19 protein-coding genes are annotated in these 15,524 nt (G+C 69.8%); 10 read left to right on the forward strand and 9 right to left on the reverse strand.

Annotated elements, in window-relative coordinates; all coding sequences use genetic code 11:
* Window positions 1-20 precede the first annotated feature (20 nt).
* The gene (locus ABZV58_RS30520) at window positions 21-671 is read right to left on the reverse strand and encodes an urease accessory UreF family protein (RefSeq protein WP_355003639.1); all 651 of its coding nucleotides are present in this window, start codon (window positions 669-671) and stop codon (window positions 21-23) included.
* Between the two features lie 119 nt (window positions 672-790).
* On the reverse strand, window positions 791-1,666 hold the full coding sequence (locus tag ABZV58_RS30525; RefSeq protein ID WP_355003640.1) for an SDR family NAD(P)-dependent oxidoreductase: 876 nt from the start codon (window positions 1,664-1,666) through the stop codon (window positions 791-793).
* Between the two features lie 93 nt (window positions 1,667-1,759).
* On the opposite strand from ABZV58_RS30525, the gene ABZV58_RS30530 reads away from it, so the two are divergent.
* On the forward strand, window positions 1,760-2,491 hold the full coding sequence (locus ABZV58_RS30530) for a hypothetical protein (protein ID WP_355003641.1): 732 nt from the start codon (window positions 1,760-1,762) through the stop codon (window positions 2,489-2,491).
* Window positions 2,492-2,693: 202 nt separating this feature from the next.
* Here the strand turns inward: ABZV58_RS30530 and ABZV58_RS30535 are convergent, their stop codons facing one another.
* Window positions 2,694-4,181, reverse strand: a complete 1,488-nt coding sequence (locus ABZV58_RS30535) for an MFS transporter (RefSeq protein WP_355003642.1) — start codon at window positions 4,179-4,181, stop codon at window positions 2,694-2,696.
* 91 nt (window positions 4,182-4,272) lie between these two features.
* Between ABZV58_RS30535 and ABZV58_RS30540 the strand changes: the two genes are divergently transcribed.
* The 4 genes from ABZV58_RS30540 (at window position 4,273) to ABZV58_RS30555 (ending at window position 6,710) form a co-directional block, all read left to right on the forward strand.
* Complete coding sequence (locus ABZV58_RS30540; RefSeq protein WP_355003643.1) at window positions 4,273-4,947, forward strand: helix-turn-helix domain-containing protein; 675 nt, start codon at window positions 4,273-4,275, stop codon at window positions 4,945-4,947.
* Between the two features lie 34 nt (window positions 4,948-4,981).
* Window positions 4,982-5,977: a zinc-binding dehydrogenase gene (locus tag ABZV58_RS30545; RefSeq protein WP_355003734.1), complete on the forward strand. Its 996-nt coding sequence runs from the start codon at window positions 4,982-4,984 to the stop codon at window positions 5,975-5,977.
* Window positions 5,978-6,120: 143 nt separating this feature from the next.
* Window positions 6,121-6,405 (forward strand): hypothetical protein, encoded by a 285-nt coding sequence (locus tag ABZV58_RS30550; RefSeq protein ID WP_355003644.1) that lies wholly within the window; start codon window positions 6,121-6,123, stop codon window positions 6,403-6,405.
* Entirely contained in the window at window positions 6,402-6,710 is a 309-nt protein-coding gene (locus tag ABZV58_RS30555) for a CopG family transcriptional regulator (RefSeq protein ID WP_355003645.1), read from the forward strand. Before ABZV58_RS30550 ends, ABZV58_RS30555 begins: the two co-directional genes overlap by 4 nt.
* Before the next feature lie 67 nt (window positions 6,711-6,777).
* Here ABZV58_RS30555 and ABZV58_RS30560 read toward each other — a convergent pair whose 3' ends face one another.
* Window positions 6,778-7,623 (reverse strand): ABC transporter permease, encoded by an 846-nt coding sequence (locus ABZV58_RS30560; protein WP_355003646.1) that lies wholly within the window; start codon window positions 7,621-7,623, stop codon window positions 6,778-6,780.
* Complete coding sequence (locus tag ABZV58_RS30565) at window positions 7,620-8,564, reverse strand: ATP-binding cassette domain-containing protein (protein WP_355003647.1); 945 nt, start codon at window positions 8,562-8,564, stop codon at window positions 7,620-7,622. Before ABZV58_RS30565 ends, ABZV58_RS30560 begins: the two co-directional genes overlap by 4 nt.
* 109 nt (window positions 8,565-8,673) lie before the next feature.
* Between ABZV58_RS30565 and ABZV58_RS30570 the strand changes: the two genes are divergently transcribed.
* Both ABZV58_RS30570 and ABZV58_RS30575 read left to right on the forward strand, forming a co-directional pair.
* On the forward strand, window positions 8,674-9,426 hold the full coding sequence (locus ABZV58_RS30570; RefSeq protein ID WP_355003648.1) for a TetR/AcrR family transcriptional regulator: 753 nt from the start codon (window positions 8,674-8,676) through the stop codon (window positions 9,424-9,426).
* A 64-nt stretch (window positions 9,427-9,490) separates the two neighbouring features.
* A complete protein-coding gene (locus ABZV58_RS30575; protein ID WP_355003649.1) occupies window positions 9,491-10,066 on the forward strand; it encodes a 3'-5' exonuclease in 576 nt (191 codons plus the stop codon).
* 137 nt (window positions 10,067-10,203) lie between these two features.
* On the opposite strand, the gene ABZV58_RS30580 is transcribed toward ABZV58_RS30575, so the two are convergent.
* A complete protein-coding gene (locus tag ABZV58_RS30580) occupies window positions 10,204-11,124 on the reverse strand; it encodes a PHB depolymerase family esterase (protein ID WP_355003650.1) in 921 nt (306 codons plus the stop codon).
* A gap of 66 nt (window positions 11,125-11,190) precedes the next feature.
* Between ABZV58_RS30580 and ABZV58_RS30585 the strand changes: the two genes are divergently transcribed.
* Window positions 11,191-11,634: a MarR family transcriptional regulator gene (locus tag ABZV58_RS30585; protein WP_355003651.1), complete on the forward strand. Its 444-nt coding sequence runs from the start codon at window positions 11,191-11,193 to the stop codon at window positions 11,632-11,634.
* Between the two features lie 7 nt (window positions 11,635-11,641).
* Here the strand turns inward: ABZV58_RS30585 and ABZV58_RS30590 are convergent, their stop codons facing one another.
* Window positions 11,642-12,307: an O-methyltransferase gene (locus ABZV58_RS30590; protein WP_355003652.1), complete on the reverse strand. Its 666-nt coding sequence runs from the start codon at window positions 12,305-12,307 to the stop codon at window positions 11,642-11,644.
* 129 nt (window positions 12,308-12,436) lie between these two features.
* On the opposite strand from ABZV58_RS30590, the gene ABZV58_RS30595 reads away from it, so the two are divergent.
* A complete protein-coding gene (locus tag ABZV58_RS30595; RefSeq protein WP_355003653.1) occupies window positions 12,437-13,294 on the forward strand; it encodes an SGNH/GDSL hydrolase family protein in 858 nt (285 codons plus the stop codon).
* 13 nt (window positions 13,295-13,307) lie between these two features.
* Here the strand turns inward: ABZV58_RS30595 and ABZV58_RS30600 are convergent, their stop codons facing one another.
* Window positions 13,308-13,889 (reverse strand): hypothetical protein, encoded by a 582-nt coding sequence (locus ABZV58_RS30600; protein WP_355003654.1) that lies wholly within the window; start codon window positions 13,887-13,889, stop codon window positions 13,308-13,310.
* A gap of 133 nt (window positions 13,890-14,022) precedes the next feature.
* Window positions 14,023-14,553 (reverse strand): YbaB/EbfC family nucleoid-associated protein, encoded by a 531-nt coding sequence (locus ABZV58_RS30605; protein ID WP_355003655.1) that lies wholly within the window; start codon window positions 14,551-14,553, stop codon window positions 14,023-14,025.
* Window positions 14,554-14,738: 185 nt separating this feature from the next.
* Between ABZV58_RS30605 and ABZV58_RS30610 the strand changes: the two genes are divergently transcribed.
* Entirely contained in the window at window positions 14,739-15,518 is a 780-nt protein-coding gene (locus ABZV58_RS30610; RefSeq protein WP_355003656.1) for a VOC family protein, read from the forward strand.
* The last annotated feature ends 6 nt before the right edge of the window (window positions 15,519-15,524 follow it).

A 15,524-nucleotide genomic window follows, 5' to 3' on the forward strand; every position in this document is an offset into this window, starting at 1 on the left:
CCTTGTCTCGGGAACGTCGGTCAGCTGGCGAACAGCGGCATGGCGCGGTGCCGGTGCAGTTCGGCGAGCGCGTCCTGCAGTGGATCCGACAGGGCGGCGAGACCTTCGGCCGCCTCGGCGGCGGTGCGGTCGCAGAGCTCGGCCAGCCGGACGGTGCAGGCGGCCACGGCCGCGGGATCGAGCGCGAGCAATCGCTGGGCGGCGGTGGCGGCGCCGGTGAGCGTGGTGTAGACGACGACATCGGCCGTCTCGCGCGGGGTCACCGCGCAGGCGCGACCGACCGCGCCGAATACCGTGGACAGGTGCGGGCGTGCCGCGAGCTCGTTCCAATCATGTTGTGGCCACACCTGTTTGGCCAGCCGCAACAGCCCGCGACCCTGTGCGCGGGAGGCGGACCGCGCCGCGGGCGACGGTGTGCGGGCGTCGGCCTCCGCGTCCGCGCGGCGCGGATCGAGATCGCCCGCGCAGACCGCCGCGGCCAGCGAGGCGGCGACCAGGCCGGAGGTCCGCACGCGGCGGCGCAGATACGCCTCGACGGTCGCGACGTCGCGCACCAGTCCGGCGGCGACGGCTTCTTCGACGCCGCCCGAGTGCACGTGCCCGCCGATCGGCAGCCGCGAGTCGGCCAAGGCGAACAGCGTCGCCGGGCTCGTCGCACCTGTCTGCCGCATCGCTCGACCCTATGCGCACCTTCGCCTCCGCTCCAGCCGTACGCGATTTTGCCGACCGACTACGTTCAGCCGCGCATTCTCCGAATACCTTCGCCTTCGCTCTACGCGGGATGCCGGGCTCACGCGTCGCCGCGACGGTAGGCGCGGGCCCAGAAACGCCTGGCCTGGCCCCTGGTGAGGTCGGTCCAGGCCTGAACGGGCGCCGACCACCACGGCGCGATGTCGGACGGTTTGGCGGTGACGGCGTGGCAGACGAGGTCCGACGCCTCGTCGACGGTGAGCCCGGGCACCCGGCTGAAGTCGGTGGGCGCGCTCATCCTCGTGTGCACGAGCGGCATGTAGATCGACGTGGTGGTCAGTCCGTCGATGGCGATCTCGGCGGCGACGCTGCGCAGCCACACGTCGAAGGCCGCTTTCGACGCGCCATAGGCGGCCCACCGCGGGGCGGGCGGCATCAGGACACCCCAGGTGGACATGTTGACGATGTGCCCGCTGCCCCGAGATCGCATGGCGGGCAACAGGGACAGCAGCAGGCGGACCGGACCGAGATAGTTCACGTCGATGGTCCGGGTGAAATCGTGGAAACGGTCGTAGGATTCGTCGATCGGACGGCGAATCGACTTGCCCGCGTTGTTGATCAGCACGTCGATGTGGTCGTGCGCGGCGAGCAGCTCTGCGGCGAGGCGGTCCACCGCCTCCATGTCGGTCATGTCGGTCGGATAGACGTGCGCGACGCCGCCCGCGGCGGCGATCTCGGCGGCCAGCCGTTCGAGTTCGGCGGCGGACCGGGCGACCAGCAGCACGGTCGCGCCCGCCGCGGCGAGCTTGCGCGTGCTGGCTTTGCCGATCCCGTGCGAGGCGCCGGTGATCAGCACGTTGCGTCCGGCGACCGCGGCGCGCAGGTCTTCGCCGGACGGACGCGAGTGCGGGTAGAGCAGCTTGGCGGCCACCCGTTCGGCGAGCGGTCGCCCGCGGGTGGGCTCGGTCTCGGACACTCCACCAATGTATGGCGCGCTGGGGGTTTCTACCCGGTACTAGGCGTAGAAACCCGGCGGCGCCGGGCGCTGCCGGTGCGGGAAGATTCGACGATGTCGTCACAACCTTCCCGTCCGGCGGGAATCGGCGCCTGGATCGCCAGGGTGATCGCCATCGTGCTGCTCGTTCCCATTCGCCTGCTCTGGGAAGGCGTGCGCCTGCTCGGGCGACTGCTCGCCGCGGCCTGCTACTACTTCGTCACCCGCCTGCTCGCGCCCGTGGCCCGATTCGTCTGGTACTGGGTGATCCGTCCGATCTGGCTGTTCGTCAAGGACTTTCTCTGGGGCTGGGTGCTGCAGCACGTGCTGTGGGGTCTGGTGCTGACGCCATTGGTCGCGCTGCTGCTCGACTATTTCCTGCGTCCGCTGCGCCAGGCCATCGAGCGCTGGCTGTGGCGCGCGCTGTTGCGGCCCGCGCTGGCGTGGCTGTGGCGGGCGGTGCTGGAACCGCTGATCGGCCTGCTGCTCGCGACGGTGTACTGGCTCGGCAAGTGGTGCGTGGTCTGGCCGCTGGTGCAGCTGGGGCGCTGGGTGCTGCGTCCCCTGTGGATGCTGACGCGCGCGGTGCTGAGCTACGCGTGGCGGGTGGCGACCGTCATCGTCGGGGTGCTGGTCGTGGCGCCGTGCCGTTTCGTGCACCGCACCGTGCTGCGTCCGCTGCTGCTCGCCCTGGCCGCGGTCTGGGTCGTCGTGGTCGTGCGTCCGTTGCGCTGGGTGCACGGCAATGTGATCACGCCGGTCAACCGGTGGGCCGCGGAGATACTGACCGGAGTGTTCGGCCGCTGACACCGGCCGAGACAGCCGACGACAGCGCCGCCGGACGCGATCCGTCGACAGCCGCGCACGGCGGAGGTGCGCCGAAACAGCACCGCCGGACCGAGTCCGTGACGAGCCCGCGCATGGCCGGAGCGAAGGCGGGAGTGCGCCGAAACAGCACCGCCGGACCGAGTCCGGACGAGCCCGCGCACGGCCGGAGCGGAGGTATGCCTTACCCGGCGCGCGTCGGCCGCCGGGTCGCCACCCACGCCACGATCGCCATCAGCACCAGCAGAACCGCGCCCGCGGTCGTCGCGACGTGCATGCCGTCGACGAACGAGGCGGCCGCGCTGTGCACCAGTTCCTCGTCGGCGCCCGCGTGCTGGATCGTCTCGCCCAGCGTCGAGTCGTAGTCGCCGCCGGAACGGAAGACCAGCGCCGCGAGCGAGCCGAGCAGCGCGAGGCCGAGCGCGTTGCCGAGTTCGAAGCTCGTCTCCGAGATGCCGACCGCGGAGCCCGCCCGCTCCGGCGGCACCGACGACACGGCGACATCGGAGACCAGGGTGAACGCCAGGCCGTAACCGACACCCGCGATGGTCGAGCCCACGTACCAGCCGACACCGCCGTCCACACCGACACCGAGCAACATCAGGTTGCCCAGCGCGGAGGCGAGCAGTGCGAGCACGAAGGTGGCTCGGACGCCGATCCGCTGTCCGACGCGCGCGCCGCCCATCGAGCAGATGAACACCGCGACCGCCATCGGGATGCCGAGCATGGCGGCGGCGAGCGGGTCGCGGCCGGTGACCGATTGCAGGTAGACGCTGGTCAGATAGCTCAGCGCCGCCAGTGACATCATGCCCACCAGACTGGAGCCGATGGCGACGGAGAACTGCGCACGCCGGAAGAGCCGCAGGTCGAGCAGCGGTTCGGCGAGGGTGCGCTGTCTGCGCACGAAGACGATCAGCACCGCGACGCCGACCAATCCGATGACGATGCCCGCCGCGTCGATGCCTTCCGAGGCGGCGTGCTTGACGGCGTAGACCACCGGCAGGATGCCGCCGATGGACAGCGCGACGCTCGGCAGATCCAGTGGGCCGAGCGCTCCCGAGCGGTGCTCGGGCAGTAGGAACGGCCCGAACGCCAGCAGGACCAGCAGCACCGGAAGGTTGATGAGAAAGACCGCGCCCCACCAGAAGTGGTGCAGCAGCAGTCCGCCGATGATCGGGCCGACCGCGGAGCCGCCCGCGAAGAACGCCGTCCACACGCCGATCGCGGCGGCCCGCTCGCGCGCGTCGGGGAAGAGACTCGAGATCAGCGCGAGGCTGGACGGCAGCAGCGTCGCGCCGCCGATGCCCATCAGCGCCCTCGCCGCGATCAGCACGCCCGCGGTGGGCGCGAAAGCCGCTAGCACCGAGGCGATGCCGAACACGGTGGCGCCGATCAGCAGGATGTTGCGCCGTCCGATCCGGTCGCCGAGATTGCCCATGGTGATCAGCAGGCCTGCGATGAGGAAGCCGTAGATGTCGAGAATCCACAACTGCTGCGCCGCGGACGGGTCGAGGTCGACGGTGAGCGTGGGCATGGCCAGGAACAGCACCGAGATGTCCATCGACACCAGCAGCACCGGCAGCAGCAGCACCGCGAGCCCGAGCCAGGCGCGCCGTGAGCCGACAGCGACGGACGACCCGTGCGCAGGCCGCACTGTCTCCAGGTCTGTCATCCCGATTTCCTCTCCCGTGTCGCGTACGCCGTACGCATGAGTCCGGGTACAGTGTACGCATCCTGGCCCGGAGCCGAAAGCGAGTCATGGGATGACCGAGCCGAAGCTGAACCGCGTCGCCATCGTCGACACCGCGATCGCCCTCGCGGACGACGAGGGACTCGACGCGGTGTCCATGCGCCGCATCGCCGATCGAATGGGCGTCGGCGCGATGTCGCTGTACCGCCACGTCGCCAACAAGGACGAACTCATCGCGGCGATGACCGACGAAGTCACCCGCCGCCACCCTTATCCGTCGACCGAAGGGCAGGGTTGGACTTGGCGCGACCGCGTCCACATCGCAGCCGAGATCGACTGGGAGCTCTACCAGCGCCACCCCTGGGTCATCCTGACCTTCGCGATGCCCCGCTACAGCTTCGGCCCGCACAGCATGGCCTGCCTCGCCTGGCTGGTCGAGGGCTTCCGTGAGCTGGACGTCACTCCGCGCGAGGCCATGCAGATGGCGTTCTCGGTGTGGAACTACATCTCGGGCGCGACCCTGCCGCAGGTCAGTTCGGCGCTGATGACTCGAAAGGGCATCGAGACCGACGGCGACAACGGGCTGCGCGCGCTGCTGGAGGGCACGCCGAACGGACCAGTCCCCGCCGCCCTCGCCGAGCTGCAAGGCGCGGGTGTCAGCGATCTCACCTCCGAGGACCTGTTGTTCTCCGGTCTCGACGCGCTGTGCGACGGATTCGCCGCGCGGGTCCGGCACCGCACGGCTTGACCCCAACCTCGCTCGAGGTTGCAGGGTGAGCATCATGCACGCGATCCGATTGCACGCCTTCGGGCCCGCCGAGAATCTCCGCTACGACACCCTCCCCGATCCCGAACCGGGGCCCGGCCAGGTCCGCATCGCGGTCGCCGCGGCCGGGGTACACGTCGTCGACACCGCGCTGCGCCGCGGTATGCCGGGACCCTATCCGGCACCGGAGTTGCCGACCGTGCCCGGCCGGGAGGTCGCGGGCACGGTCGATCGGGTCGGCGCGGGCGTCGACCCGAACTGGCTCGGGAAGCCGGTGGTCGCGCATCTCGGTTCGGCGCCCGGCGGGTATGCCGAGCTCACGGTCGTGGACGTGGCTCGCCTGCACCGGATTCCGGAGAATCTTGGCCCCGCCGAGGCGGTCGCGATGATCGGCACCGGGCGGACCACGATGGGCATCCTGCAGTTCGCCGACGTCGGTCCGGACAGCGTCGCGGTGGTGACCGCGGCCGCGGGCGGCATCGGAACCCTGCTGGTGCAATATCTGAAAGCGGTGGGCGCCACCGTGGTCGGGCTCGCGGGCGGTCCGCAGAAGGCAACTCGGGTGACCGGCAACGGCGCCGACATCGCCGTCGACTACCTGCTGCCGGACTGGCCCGAACGGGTGCGCACCCAGCTCGGCGACCGTGCCGCGACCCTCGTCTTCGACGCCGTCGGCGGCGAAACCGCAAGGGCCGCCGTCGATCTCCTCGCCAAGGGCGGCAGCCACCTGGTTTACGGTTTCGCCGGAAAAGGACCGAACGACGGCACGGCACTGACCTTCACCGAGAACGAACTGGCCGAGCGGGGCATCACCTCGCAGGTCGTGCTCGGGCCGCCGATGCTGCGGCGAGTCGGCGGCGACATCCGCGTCCTCGAGGACCGTGCCATGGCGGAGGCGGCCGCCGGGCGCCTGCGCCCCGCGCTGCACCGCTTCGACCTCGCGGACGCGGCGGGCGCACACCGCGCCATCGAAACCCGCGCCACCATGGGCAAAGTCGTGCTCATCCCCTGACTAGTGGCTGGCCTCAGCGGGCCAATCCGACCACGTTCGGCAGCTGTCCTGCCTCGGTGATCACCGGCCCGCCGCAGACCGCTGAATCCAGGGTTCGAACAGGAGGTACCACGCGCGTGGTACCGGCGCGGTAGGATCGAGAGGTGGCCTACGAGTGGTGGTACGGCATTGTCACGGTTCTGGCGTTGGCCGGGATCGAGCGCCACGAGGTGATCGAGGTGCTCTATGCCGATCGTCGTTGGCCGCGACGTGGCGTCGATCCGACTACCGGGTTGACGGCGCTGACGATCTGGGGGCGCACCGACGACGGGCGGCCGCTGATCGTCACCCTGCGGGCGTCGGACGGCTTCGATCATCAGATCGTCGCCGCCCAGCCGATGACCTCGAATCAACTCCAGGAATTCAGCAAGTGGGAGAAGACGCGATGAGCAGCACCGAATGGCCCGACACCCCCGAAGAGATGGCCGCTCTCGCCGCACGTCTGGAGTACACCGACGAACCGGTCGAGCTGCCCCCGACGCCCGGCCCCGAAGGCATCATGGTGTCGCGGTCCCTGAAGATGCCGATCGACCTCGACGCCCGGATCAAGGCCGCGGCCGCCGATCGCGGCATCACCCAATCCATGCTGATGCGCCAACTCCTGGAGACCGGGCTGGCCGCCATCGAACACGACCACCCGATCTCGCTCACGGACGCCATCCGCGCCCTGGCCGGGCTGCCGAAATCCGCCTGAATCCTCGGCCAGCACCGGCGGCGCTGCCTGTTGTCCCGCGCCTTCCAGGTTGCCGATCGACAGGCAGTCAGCTGCTCAGGCGCCGGAAGCGGTGGACGGACAACGGCAGGAAGATCGCGATCAGCACCAGCGGCCACACGACGGCCATGAGGATCGCGTGCTCGGCGATCCAGGTGTGGTCGTTTCCGGTGGGATTGCCGAACAGTTCACGCGCGGCGGTCGTAGTGGAAGACAGCGGATTCCATGCGGCGATGGCGCCGAGCCACGCGGGCATGGTGGCGATCGCGACGAACGGGTTGGCGAGGAAGCCGATCGGGAATTCGAGGGTGCGCACGGCGGTGACGGCTTCCGGATTGCCGTAGCACAGCAATCCGAGATAGACGCCGATCCACAGGAACGCGAACCGCAGCAGCAACAGCAGTCCGACGGCCGCGGCGGCGTCGGCGAGCCCGTTGCGTGGATGCCACCCAATGGCCAGCCCGCAGCCGAGCAGCACGGCAAGCGCGACCGTGGACTCGAGCATGTCGGCACACGCGCGGCCGAGCACCACGGCCGACGACGACACGGGCATGGAACGGAATCGGTCGGTGATGCCGCGTGCGGCGTCCGACCCGACCGCGACCATGGTGGCGCCGATGCCGAAAACCATGGTCATGGCGAACATGCCCGGTAGCAGGAATTCGCGGTAGCTGCCGCCGCCGGGGACGGTCATGGCGCCGCCGAGCAGATACCCGAACATGAGCACGATCATGATCGGGAACACCAGGGCGTTGGTCACGACAGCGCCCGGCTTGCGCCGCCAGTGCGCGAGGTCGCGGCGGGCGATCGTGCCGGCGTCGGACAGCACCCACCCCAGTGCGCGGAGCCGGGAAGGCTTGCCAGACGGGGTGATTCGCGCGGTGGAGATGGTCATGCTCGGGACTCCTCGGTGGTCAGGTGCAGGAAGACTTCGTCGAGGGTGGGACGGCGAACGGCGAGGTCCTCGACCGGAATGCGCGCGTCCCGGAGGGCTTGGGCGATATCGGTGAGCCCGGCGACGGCGTCGTCGACCGGGGCGCTGACGCGGCGGGCGTCGGGGTCGACCGTCGGCGCGGTGCGCAACCGCGTCCGCAGCAAATCGACCGCCGCGCCCAGATCGCTGGTGTCCCGTGTGACGACATCGATCCGGTCGCCACCCAGCTGGGACTTCAGTTCTCGCGGACTTCCGGTCGCGATGACGCGCCCGCGGTTCACCACCGAGATCCGGGCCGCGAGTTGGTCGGCCTCTTCCAGATATTGCGTCGTCAGCAAGACGGTCGTCCCGGCGGCGACCAGACCGCGGACCGCTTCCCACACCTGGTTGCGGTTGTGCGGGTCCAGACCGGTGGTCGGCTCGTCCAGGAAGAGCACCGTGGGCGCGACGAGGAACCCCACGGCCAGATCGAGCCGCCGCCGCATTCCGCCGGAGTACCGCTCGACCGGCTTGTCACCGGCGTCGGCCAAGCCGAACCACTCCAGCAACTCCGCGGCGCGATCGCGGGCGCGGGCGGCGCCGAGATGATAGAGGTGGCCGAACATTTCGAGGTTCTGCCGCCCCGACAACACCTCGTCCACCGCCGCCTGTTGACCGACCAGCCCGATACGGTGTCGCGCTCGCGCCGCGTCCCCCACGACGTCGAGCCCGGCCACCCGCACCGCCCCGGAGTCCGGCCGCGTGAGGGTGGTCATGATCCGCACCGCGGTCGTCTTGCCCGCACCGTTCGGCCCGAGCAGCCCGTAGACCATCCCTTGCGGCACCGCCAGATCGAACCCGTCCAACGCCGCGGTGCCGCCGTAACGCTTGCGCACCTGGTCGCAGACGATCGCGTCGCCCATCTTCGACTCCAAACTCTCTACGCAGTAAGTAATTCGAGATTAGGATACGTTGTAGAGAATTCGCAAGGGTCGAAGTGTCGGGTCGCGGACCGTCGGAGATGATGTGGGCATGGACTACAGCGGAAGCGGCGATCCCCAGCGCACGATCGAGCTGCTGTGGGGGCTGCCGCCGCGGCCGAAGCGTGGCCCGAAACCCAAGCTGACCGTCGACGACATCGCGGAGACGGCGATCCGGCTCGCCGACTCGGACGGGCTCGCCGCGGTCACTCTGCGCCGCGTGGCCGAGGAGCTCGGTGTCACCGCGATGTCGCTGTACGGATACGTCCCGAGCAAGGCCGAACTGCTGGATCTGATCGCGGACCGTGTCTACCGCGACTATCCGATGCCCGACGACGCGCCGTCCGGTTGGCGAGCGCGGCTCGACGGGATCGCTCGCGCGAATCGGACTATGTACCTGACGCATTCGTGGCTGCTGCAGATCGCCGCGAGCAGGCCCATCCCCGGACCCAACTTGACCGCCAAGTACGACTACGAACTGCGCGCGGTCGACGATCTCGGCCTGTCCGACACCGAGATGGACCTCGTCGTCACCCTGGTCAACGACTACGTGCGCGGCGCGGCCCGCACCGCCGTCGACGCCGCCCGCGCCGAAGCCGAGACCGGCCGCACCGACCAGCAGTGGTGGGACGCCTACCAGCCCGCGCTCGCGGACGTCATCGATCCGGCCCGGTTTCCCACCGCCGTTCGCGTGGGCGGCGCCGCGGGCGCGGAATACGGCGCCGCATACGATCCCGACCGCGCCTTCGAATTCGGGCTGCACCGCTTGCTCGACGGCCTGGGACAGTTCGTCGACGCCCGGTGAACCACCTTGTGGGCAGCCGAAATTCGGTGGAGCCGTTGCCCTCGCTGGGCCTAATGTCGGCGGAATGAAGGACAACGCGGCACTGCTCAACGTCGTCGATGTCGAGGCGACGTGCTGGTCGGGCCGCGCTCCGGCGGGCGCGGTGAGCGAGATCATCGAGATCGGCCTGACCGTGGCGGATCTCGCGGCGCGCGAACGAATCGGCAAGCACCGCATCCTGGTTCGGCCCGAGCGCTCGTCGGTCAGCGAATTCTGCACCGAACTGACCGGACTGACCCAGGACGAGGTGGACACCGGCGTCTCGTTCGCCGAGGCCTGCCGAATCCTCGCCGCCGAGCACGATGCCGGAGCCCGCGCCTGGGCGAGCTGGGGCGATTACGACCGCAAGCAATTCGCCAGCCAGTGCGCCATGACCGGTGTCGCGTATCCCTTCGGGCAACGGCACACCAACGCGAAGCTGGTGTTTTCGGAGGCCTACGAACTCCAGCGTCGCCAGGGCATGGCGGAGGCCCTGCGAATCGCGGGTCTGCCCTTGGAGGGTCGCCACCACCGAGGCGAGGACGACGCGTGGAACATCGCCGCGCTGGTGCTCGACATGGTCGAGCGCGACGCGTGGCGCCTCACCTCGACGACCTACTGACCGCCTGAGACGACGCTGTCGGACGGCAATCCGTCACCAGACCGCGCATGATCTCTGGTCACAGGCCCTCCCGGGACCGCGGCGCGACACCGCTCGTTCGTACGGCCCGGAGGTCTCAGAAGCGTTGGCGCCGACCGTCATCGATGGTGGCGGGTGAAGAACTGCGCGATGGTGGCGGTCGCGTTCAGGGCCGGGCTGGGCGGGTCGGCGCCCAGGAGGCGTTCGCGCATCGGGGTGGGGTCGGCTCCCGGCCACTGGTGGCCGGCGCCGTCGATGGTGATCAAGGCGACTTCCCGGCCGGTGGGGCAGGTGGCGCGGGAGGTGCTGACCGGGCCCGCGGTGGTCGTCTCCGGATCGGGGCATCCGTTGTGGCGGCGCCATTCGATGTGCAGGTCGGGCACGGGTGGTCCGTCGATGACGGTGCTGGTGTTGTCGCCGGGGCCGCCGTCGTAGCGCACGGCCTCGTCGGCGGTGCCGTGGATGTGCAGTACCGAAATCGGTGCGGGAGTGGGACACTCGGCGAGCTGTGTCGCGGCTACCGGGGCGACGGCGGCGAAGAGCGCGGTGCGGCAGGCGAGGGTGTAGGCCATGATTCCGCCGTTGCTCATGCCGGTGAGATACACCCGGAAGGGATCGATTCCGTGGTCGTTGATGATAGCGGCGACCATCGCGGAGACGAACGCGACGTCGTCGACGGATCGGCGCTCAGCGGGCCCGCAGCAGTCGCCGCCTTCGGTGTTCCATGCGCGTGCCAGGCCGTCGGGGTAGGCGACCACGAAACCGTCGGAGTCCGCTTGTTCGTTCCAGCCATAGGCGCGTTCGGCCTGCGCGCCGGAACCGTATCCGCCGTGCAGGACGACCACCAGCGCAGCGCCGGCGCGCGCACCGGCGGGCCGGTAGACGCGGTAGTCGCGCGAGATTCCCCCGCTTTCCAGCGAGTGCTCGGTCGATCCGGTGGGCTGGGCGGCCGCGTCGCCGGGGCGGGCGGTGCAACCTGCGGCGGTGAGCAGGAGTGCTGCGGCGGTGAGGACGGCCAGCAGCGGTCGAGTCGGAGACATACGCGATTATAGACAAGGGTCTTGTCTATTTGTCGAGGGGCAGAGTGGCCTGCCAGAGTGCTGGTCATGACCATCCGCTCGCACCGCACCGTTCCCGGTCTGGTCCAAGCCCTGGCCGAGGCGAACACCCGTACCTTGCGGGGGGTGTTCGCCGACGAGGGTCTGGACGGGTTGCGTCCTGCGCACGTGCTGGTATTGGCCAGGCTTCTCGGTGGCGGTCGGCGTGCGGTGGATTTGGCCACCGACATCGGGGTGTCCCCCCAGGCGGTCGCGCAAGTCGCGGTGACGCTCGAGCGCGCCGGGTATATGTCGCGCGTGAGCGACCCCGCCGACGCCCGCGCCAAACTGCTGTGCCTCACCGACCGCGGCCGGTACGCGCTGCGGGTGACGCGAGCCGCAGGCGAACAGGTCGAACAGCGATGGGGCCAGGCACTCGGCGAAGACGACCTGGACCGTCTGCGCCGCCTGCTGATCGCCGTGCTCGATCTCGAAAGCGGCGAACAGACCTAGGCCCTGTCTAGTCGTTCACGACCGCGTAGGCGAAACCGTCCCAACCCTTCGCGCCGACCGTTTGCAGCACCGTCGCGTCCAAACGCGGTTCGGCAGCGAGCATTTCGACCAGCTCGCGACTCGCCCGCACCGCCGGATCCTCCGACTCGCCGTCCGCCACCGCTCCCCCGCGCACCACGTTGTCGACGATGATCGTCGAACCGGGCCGGGTCAACCGCAGTGCCCAGCGCACGTAGTTCGAGTTGTTCACCTTGTCGGCGTCGATGAACACCAGATCGAACGGCTCGGGCGCCTCGGCCTCGAGCACCGGCAGGATTTCCAGCGCCGCGCCCACCCGAATGTCCACCCGATCGCCGACGCCCGCCTTGTCGACGTTCGCGCGCGCCACCTCCGCGTGTCGCGGGTCGAATTCGAGCGTGATCACGCGGCCTGCCTTCCCCACCGCGCGCGCCAGCCAGATCGTGCTGAATCCGCCCAGCGTGCCGATCTCGAGCACCCGGCGCGCCCCGGTCGAGCGGGCGAGCAGCGAGAGGAACTTCCCTTGCGCCGCCGACACATCGATGGCGGGCAACCCGGCCTCGGCGTTCGCCGCCAACGCCGCTTCGGTCTCCGGATCTCGCACCAGATTGTCCACGAGGTAGGTGTCCACGTCGGCCCAGCCAGAAGTCGTCATCCCTGCAGTCTGCCACCGGAAGTTGCCGAAAACCGGTCTCGCCTGGTCCGCGCCGCAGTAGTCTCGGCCACAAACAGAGACCAGCGCGTCTCACTTTGAACCTGCGACCACCCGGAGTGCCACACCGCCATGACGACCGTCCGGAACCGCTCCCGCGCCATCGCCGCCGCGGGCATGCTCACCCTGTTCGCGGCGACCATGCACGCCCCGGCATCGGCCGCCCCCGCCGACGGCGGCGCCGAATATGTGGCGCTCGGCGATTCCGGCGCGGCGACCACGGGCGTGCAACGCTTCGACACGAGTGCCCCACCGCAGTGCGCGCGCTCCACCGCGAACACCCCCAAGCTGGTCGCCGCCGATCTCGGTCTGCGGCTCGACGACCGCACGTGCAGCTCGGCCCGGATCCCGCACCTGACCACCAGCCAAGGACCCGGCATCGCACCGCAATTCGACGGACTCGGCCCGAACACCCGGCTGGTCACCGTGCACATCGGCGCGAACGACACCGAGATGACCAGGTTCGTGGTCGCCTGTCACCTGGCCGGGCTGCGCGGCGGCACGTGCGCCGACCCGGCGTGGGATTCCGCGATCGACGCCATCTCCGGCGCGTACTCCGCCGCACTGCAACGTATTACGGCGCTCGCCCCGAACGCGAAGGTGTTCGTGGACGGTTGGCCGCTCTACGTCCGCGACGGCGGCTGCCCCGAACTGGTCGGCCTGCGGCCCCAGGACGCGGCCACCGTGCAGCGTGCCTTCGACCGCCTGAACTCCGTAGTCGCCAGCGCGGCAGCGGAATACGGGGCAACCTATATCGACACCCGCACCCCGGCCGAGGGTCACGACATGTGCGCGCCGGAGGGCGTCCGCTGGTTCGATCCGCTGGTGGCCACCGAGACCCTGGTGCCGTACCACCCGACGCTCACGGGCATGCGCGGCGTCGCCGACGTCATCGTGGCGGCGGTGCGCGCATCGGGATTCGCTGGCTGAGAACGGTTTCCGGCTACACCCCGGCCTCGGCCAGCTCGTTCTCGATGCCCACGACCGCCGCGACGACCTGCGTCAGGTTGCGCACCAGCGCCCCCAAGCCGATCAAGGAGCTCGCCATCTTCATCAGCATTCGGGAGACGGTCATGGTGGCGGTGGAGATCCCGAAGACGGCACGGGCGACGAGCGCCGGGGACGCCGTTCCGGCGCTCGCGATGAGGATGGCGGCGATCTCCAGCAACATTCCGGCCAGCGAGCCGAGCACCTCGGTGATGATGCCGCGGACGCCTTCCACGATCTTCGACATCTTCTCGTTCACCTTGTTCAACAGGTCGGCGAGCGCGGCTTGCCCGACGATCTCGGCGATCACCGCGTCCGCCTTGGTGCGGTAGGCGTCCGCCGTCGCGCCGACCCAGCCCGCGGCGCCTTCGGCGATCTCCTTCTTCCAGGTGTCCGCGACCTCGGCGAGCTTTGTCGACGTCGCCTGCCAGGAAGCGGAGTACGCGGCGACCATATCCTTGCTGCCCGCAAGCGAATCCAACGCTTTCCGCATCGGTTCGACGTGCTCGAGCATCCAGCCCATCAGCATCGATCCCACATAGTCGAAGGGGTCGAACTTCGCGAGAGTGATGCCCTTGGCGATATCGTCGGCGATCTCGAAGGCAGGTGACGACCCACCGACTATGACGCGGCCAGGGCACTTTCGGTTCCGTCCGAAAGCCGCGGCGGGCTCACTCCAGCCAGGACTTGCGGCGGTAGTACATGTCGTCCTCGTCCGGCTCGTCCGGCGTGACGGTCCGGTCGCGGTCGGGCTTGCGTGGGCCCTGCGGTGGCTGCGGCGGGGTGTAGGCAGTGGGCGGGGTGGAGACCGGCTCCGGCGGGGTCGGTGGGGCGGTAGGCGCCGGATCGGGAAAACGCTCGGTGTACTGGCCGACGATGGCCTGTCCTGCCCTGTCGTCGCCGACCACGCTGTGCACCAGATCGGTGACCTGGTCGCGCAGCCGGGCCTGGGCGCGGCGGGTGCATGCCATGAGTTCGGCCGCGACGGCGGCGGGATCCATGCCGCGGGTCGCCGCGGCGAGCGTGATGCCGGTGGTGACGCCGTTGGCGTCGACCGTCACGCTGATCCGGTTGTCCGCCGAACTCTCCGTCACCGACAAGGCTTCCATCCGGCCGTGCAGGTCTTGGTACTTCTGCGCCGTGCGTTGCAGATTCTCCGCCCAGCGGTCCATTTCGTCGGCGGCCTGATTCGGATCGCTCAACACTCGCGTCCCCTTCCACGCACTGACAACCATGTCGGCCCGAGCGCGAACGAGATCCGCCCCCGGGAGTTTGCTCGCAGGACCTTACCGAGGCCGCGCGGCGGGCGCGTTACGGGCCGCGATGATTTTTCGGGGCGAACGCCGTCGGTATCGGTGTACGACAACGACACGTCGAGGAGAACACCATGCAAGCATTCGCCGCGGGAGCACCCTGCTGGTTCGATGTCACGGCTCCGGACATTCCGGCCTCCGCCGAGTTCTACTCCGCCCTGTTCGGCTGGACCGCCGAGGATCAGGGCGCCGAGGCGGGCCACTACACCATCCTGCGCCAGGGCGACGCCCAGGTGGCGGGAATCGCTCCGGCCGCCGCGCCGGACGGCAGCGCCTTCCCGGCGGCATGGACGCCGTATTTCTCGGTGGCCGACGCCGCCGCCACCGTCGCCGCGGCGCGGGACGCGGGCGCGTCCGTTTTCTGCGAACCGATGGACGTCTTCGGGCAGCTGACCTTCGCGGTCCTCGTCGATCCGGCGGGCGCGGACTACGCGATCGCCCAACTGATCACGCACCCCGGCACCCAGAACTGGGGCGCCGTCAACGGGCCGTGCTGGGTGGAGTACGCCGCGCCCGGCGTCCCCGCCGACGCCATGGCGCACTACGCGAAGGTTCTCGGTTGGAAGCACACCGACGCCGCCTGGGAGACCGCGGCCGAAAACCCCTACCAGGCACTCTCTCCCGGTTCCGGTGGACACGAGTTCGGCGGCGCCCACCACGCCCAGCCGGGTGAGCCCGCGCCCTCCTGGTCGACGACCATCCGCGTCGCCGATGTGGACGCCGTGGTCGCCCGCGCCGCGGAACTGGGCGGCAAGCTGCTCGCCGAACCGCAGGACATGCCGGGGCCCTCGCGCGTCGCCGCGCTCGCCGATCCGGCGGGCGCCGCGTTCGCGATCATGTCGTTCGGCGCCTGAGACCGT

The organism is Nocardia sp. NPDC004654, assembly GCF_040609595.1.
GTDB lineage: Bacteria > Actinomycetota > Actinomycetes > Mycobacteriales > Mycobacteriaceae > Nocardia.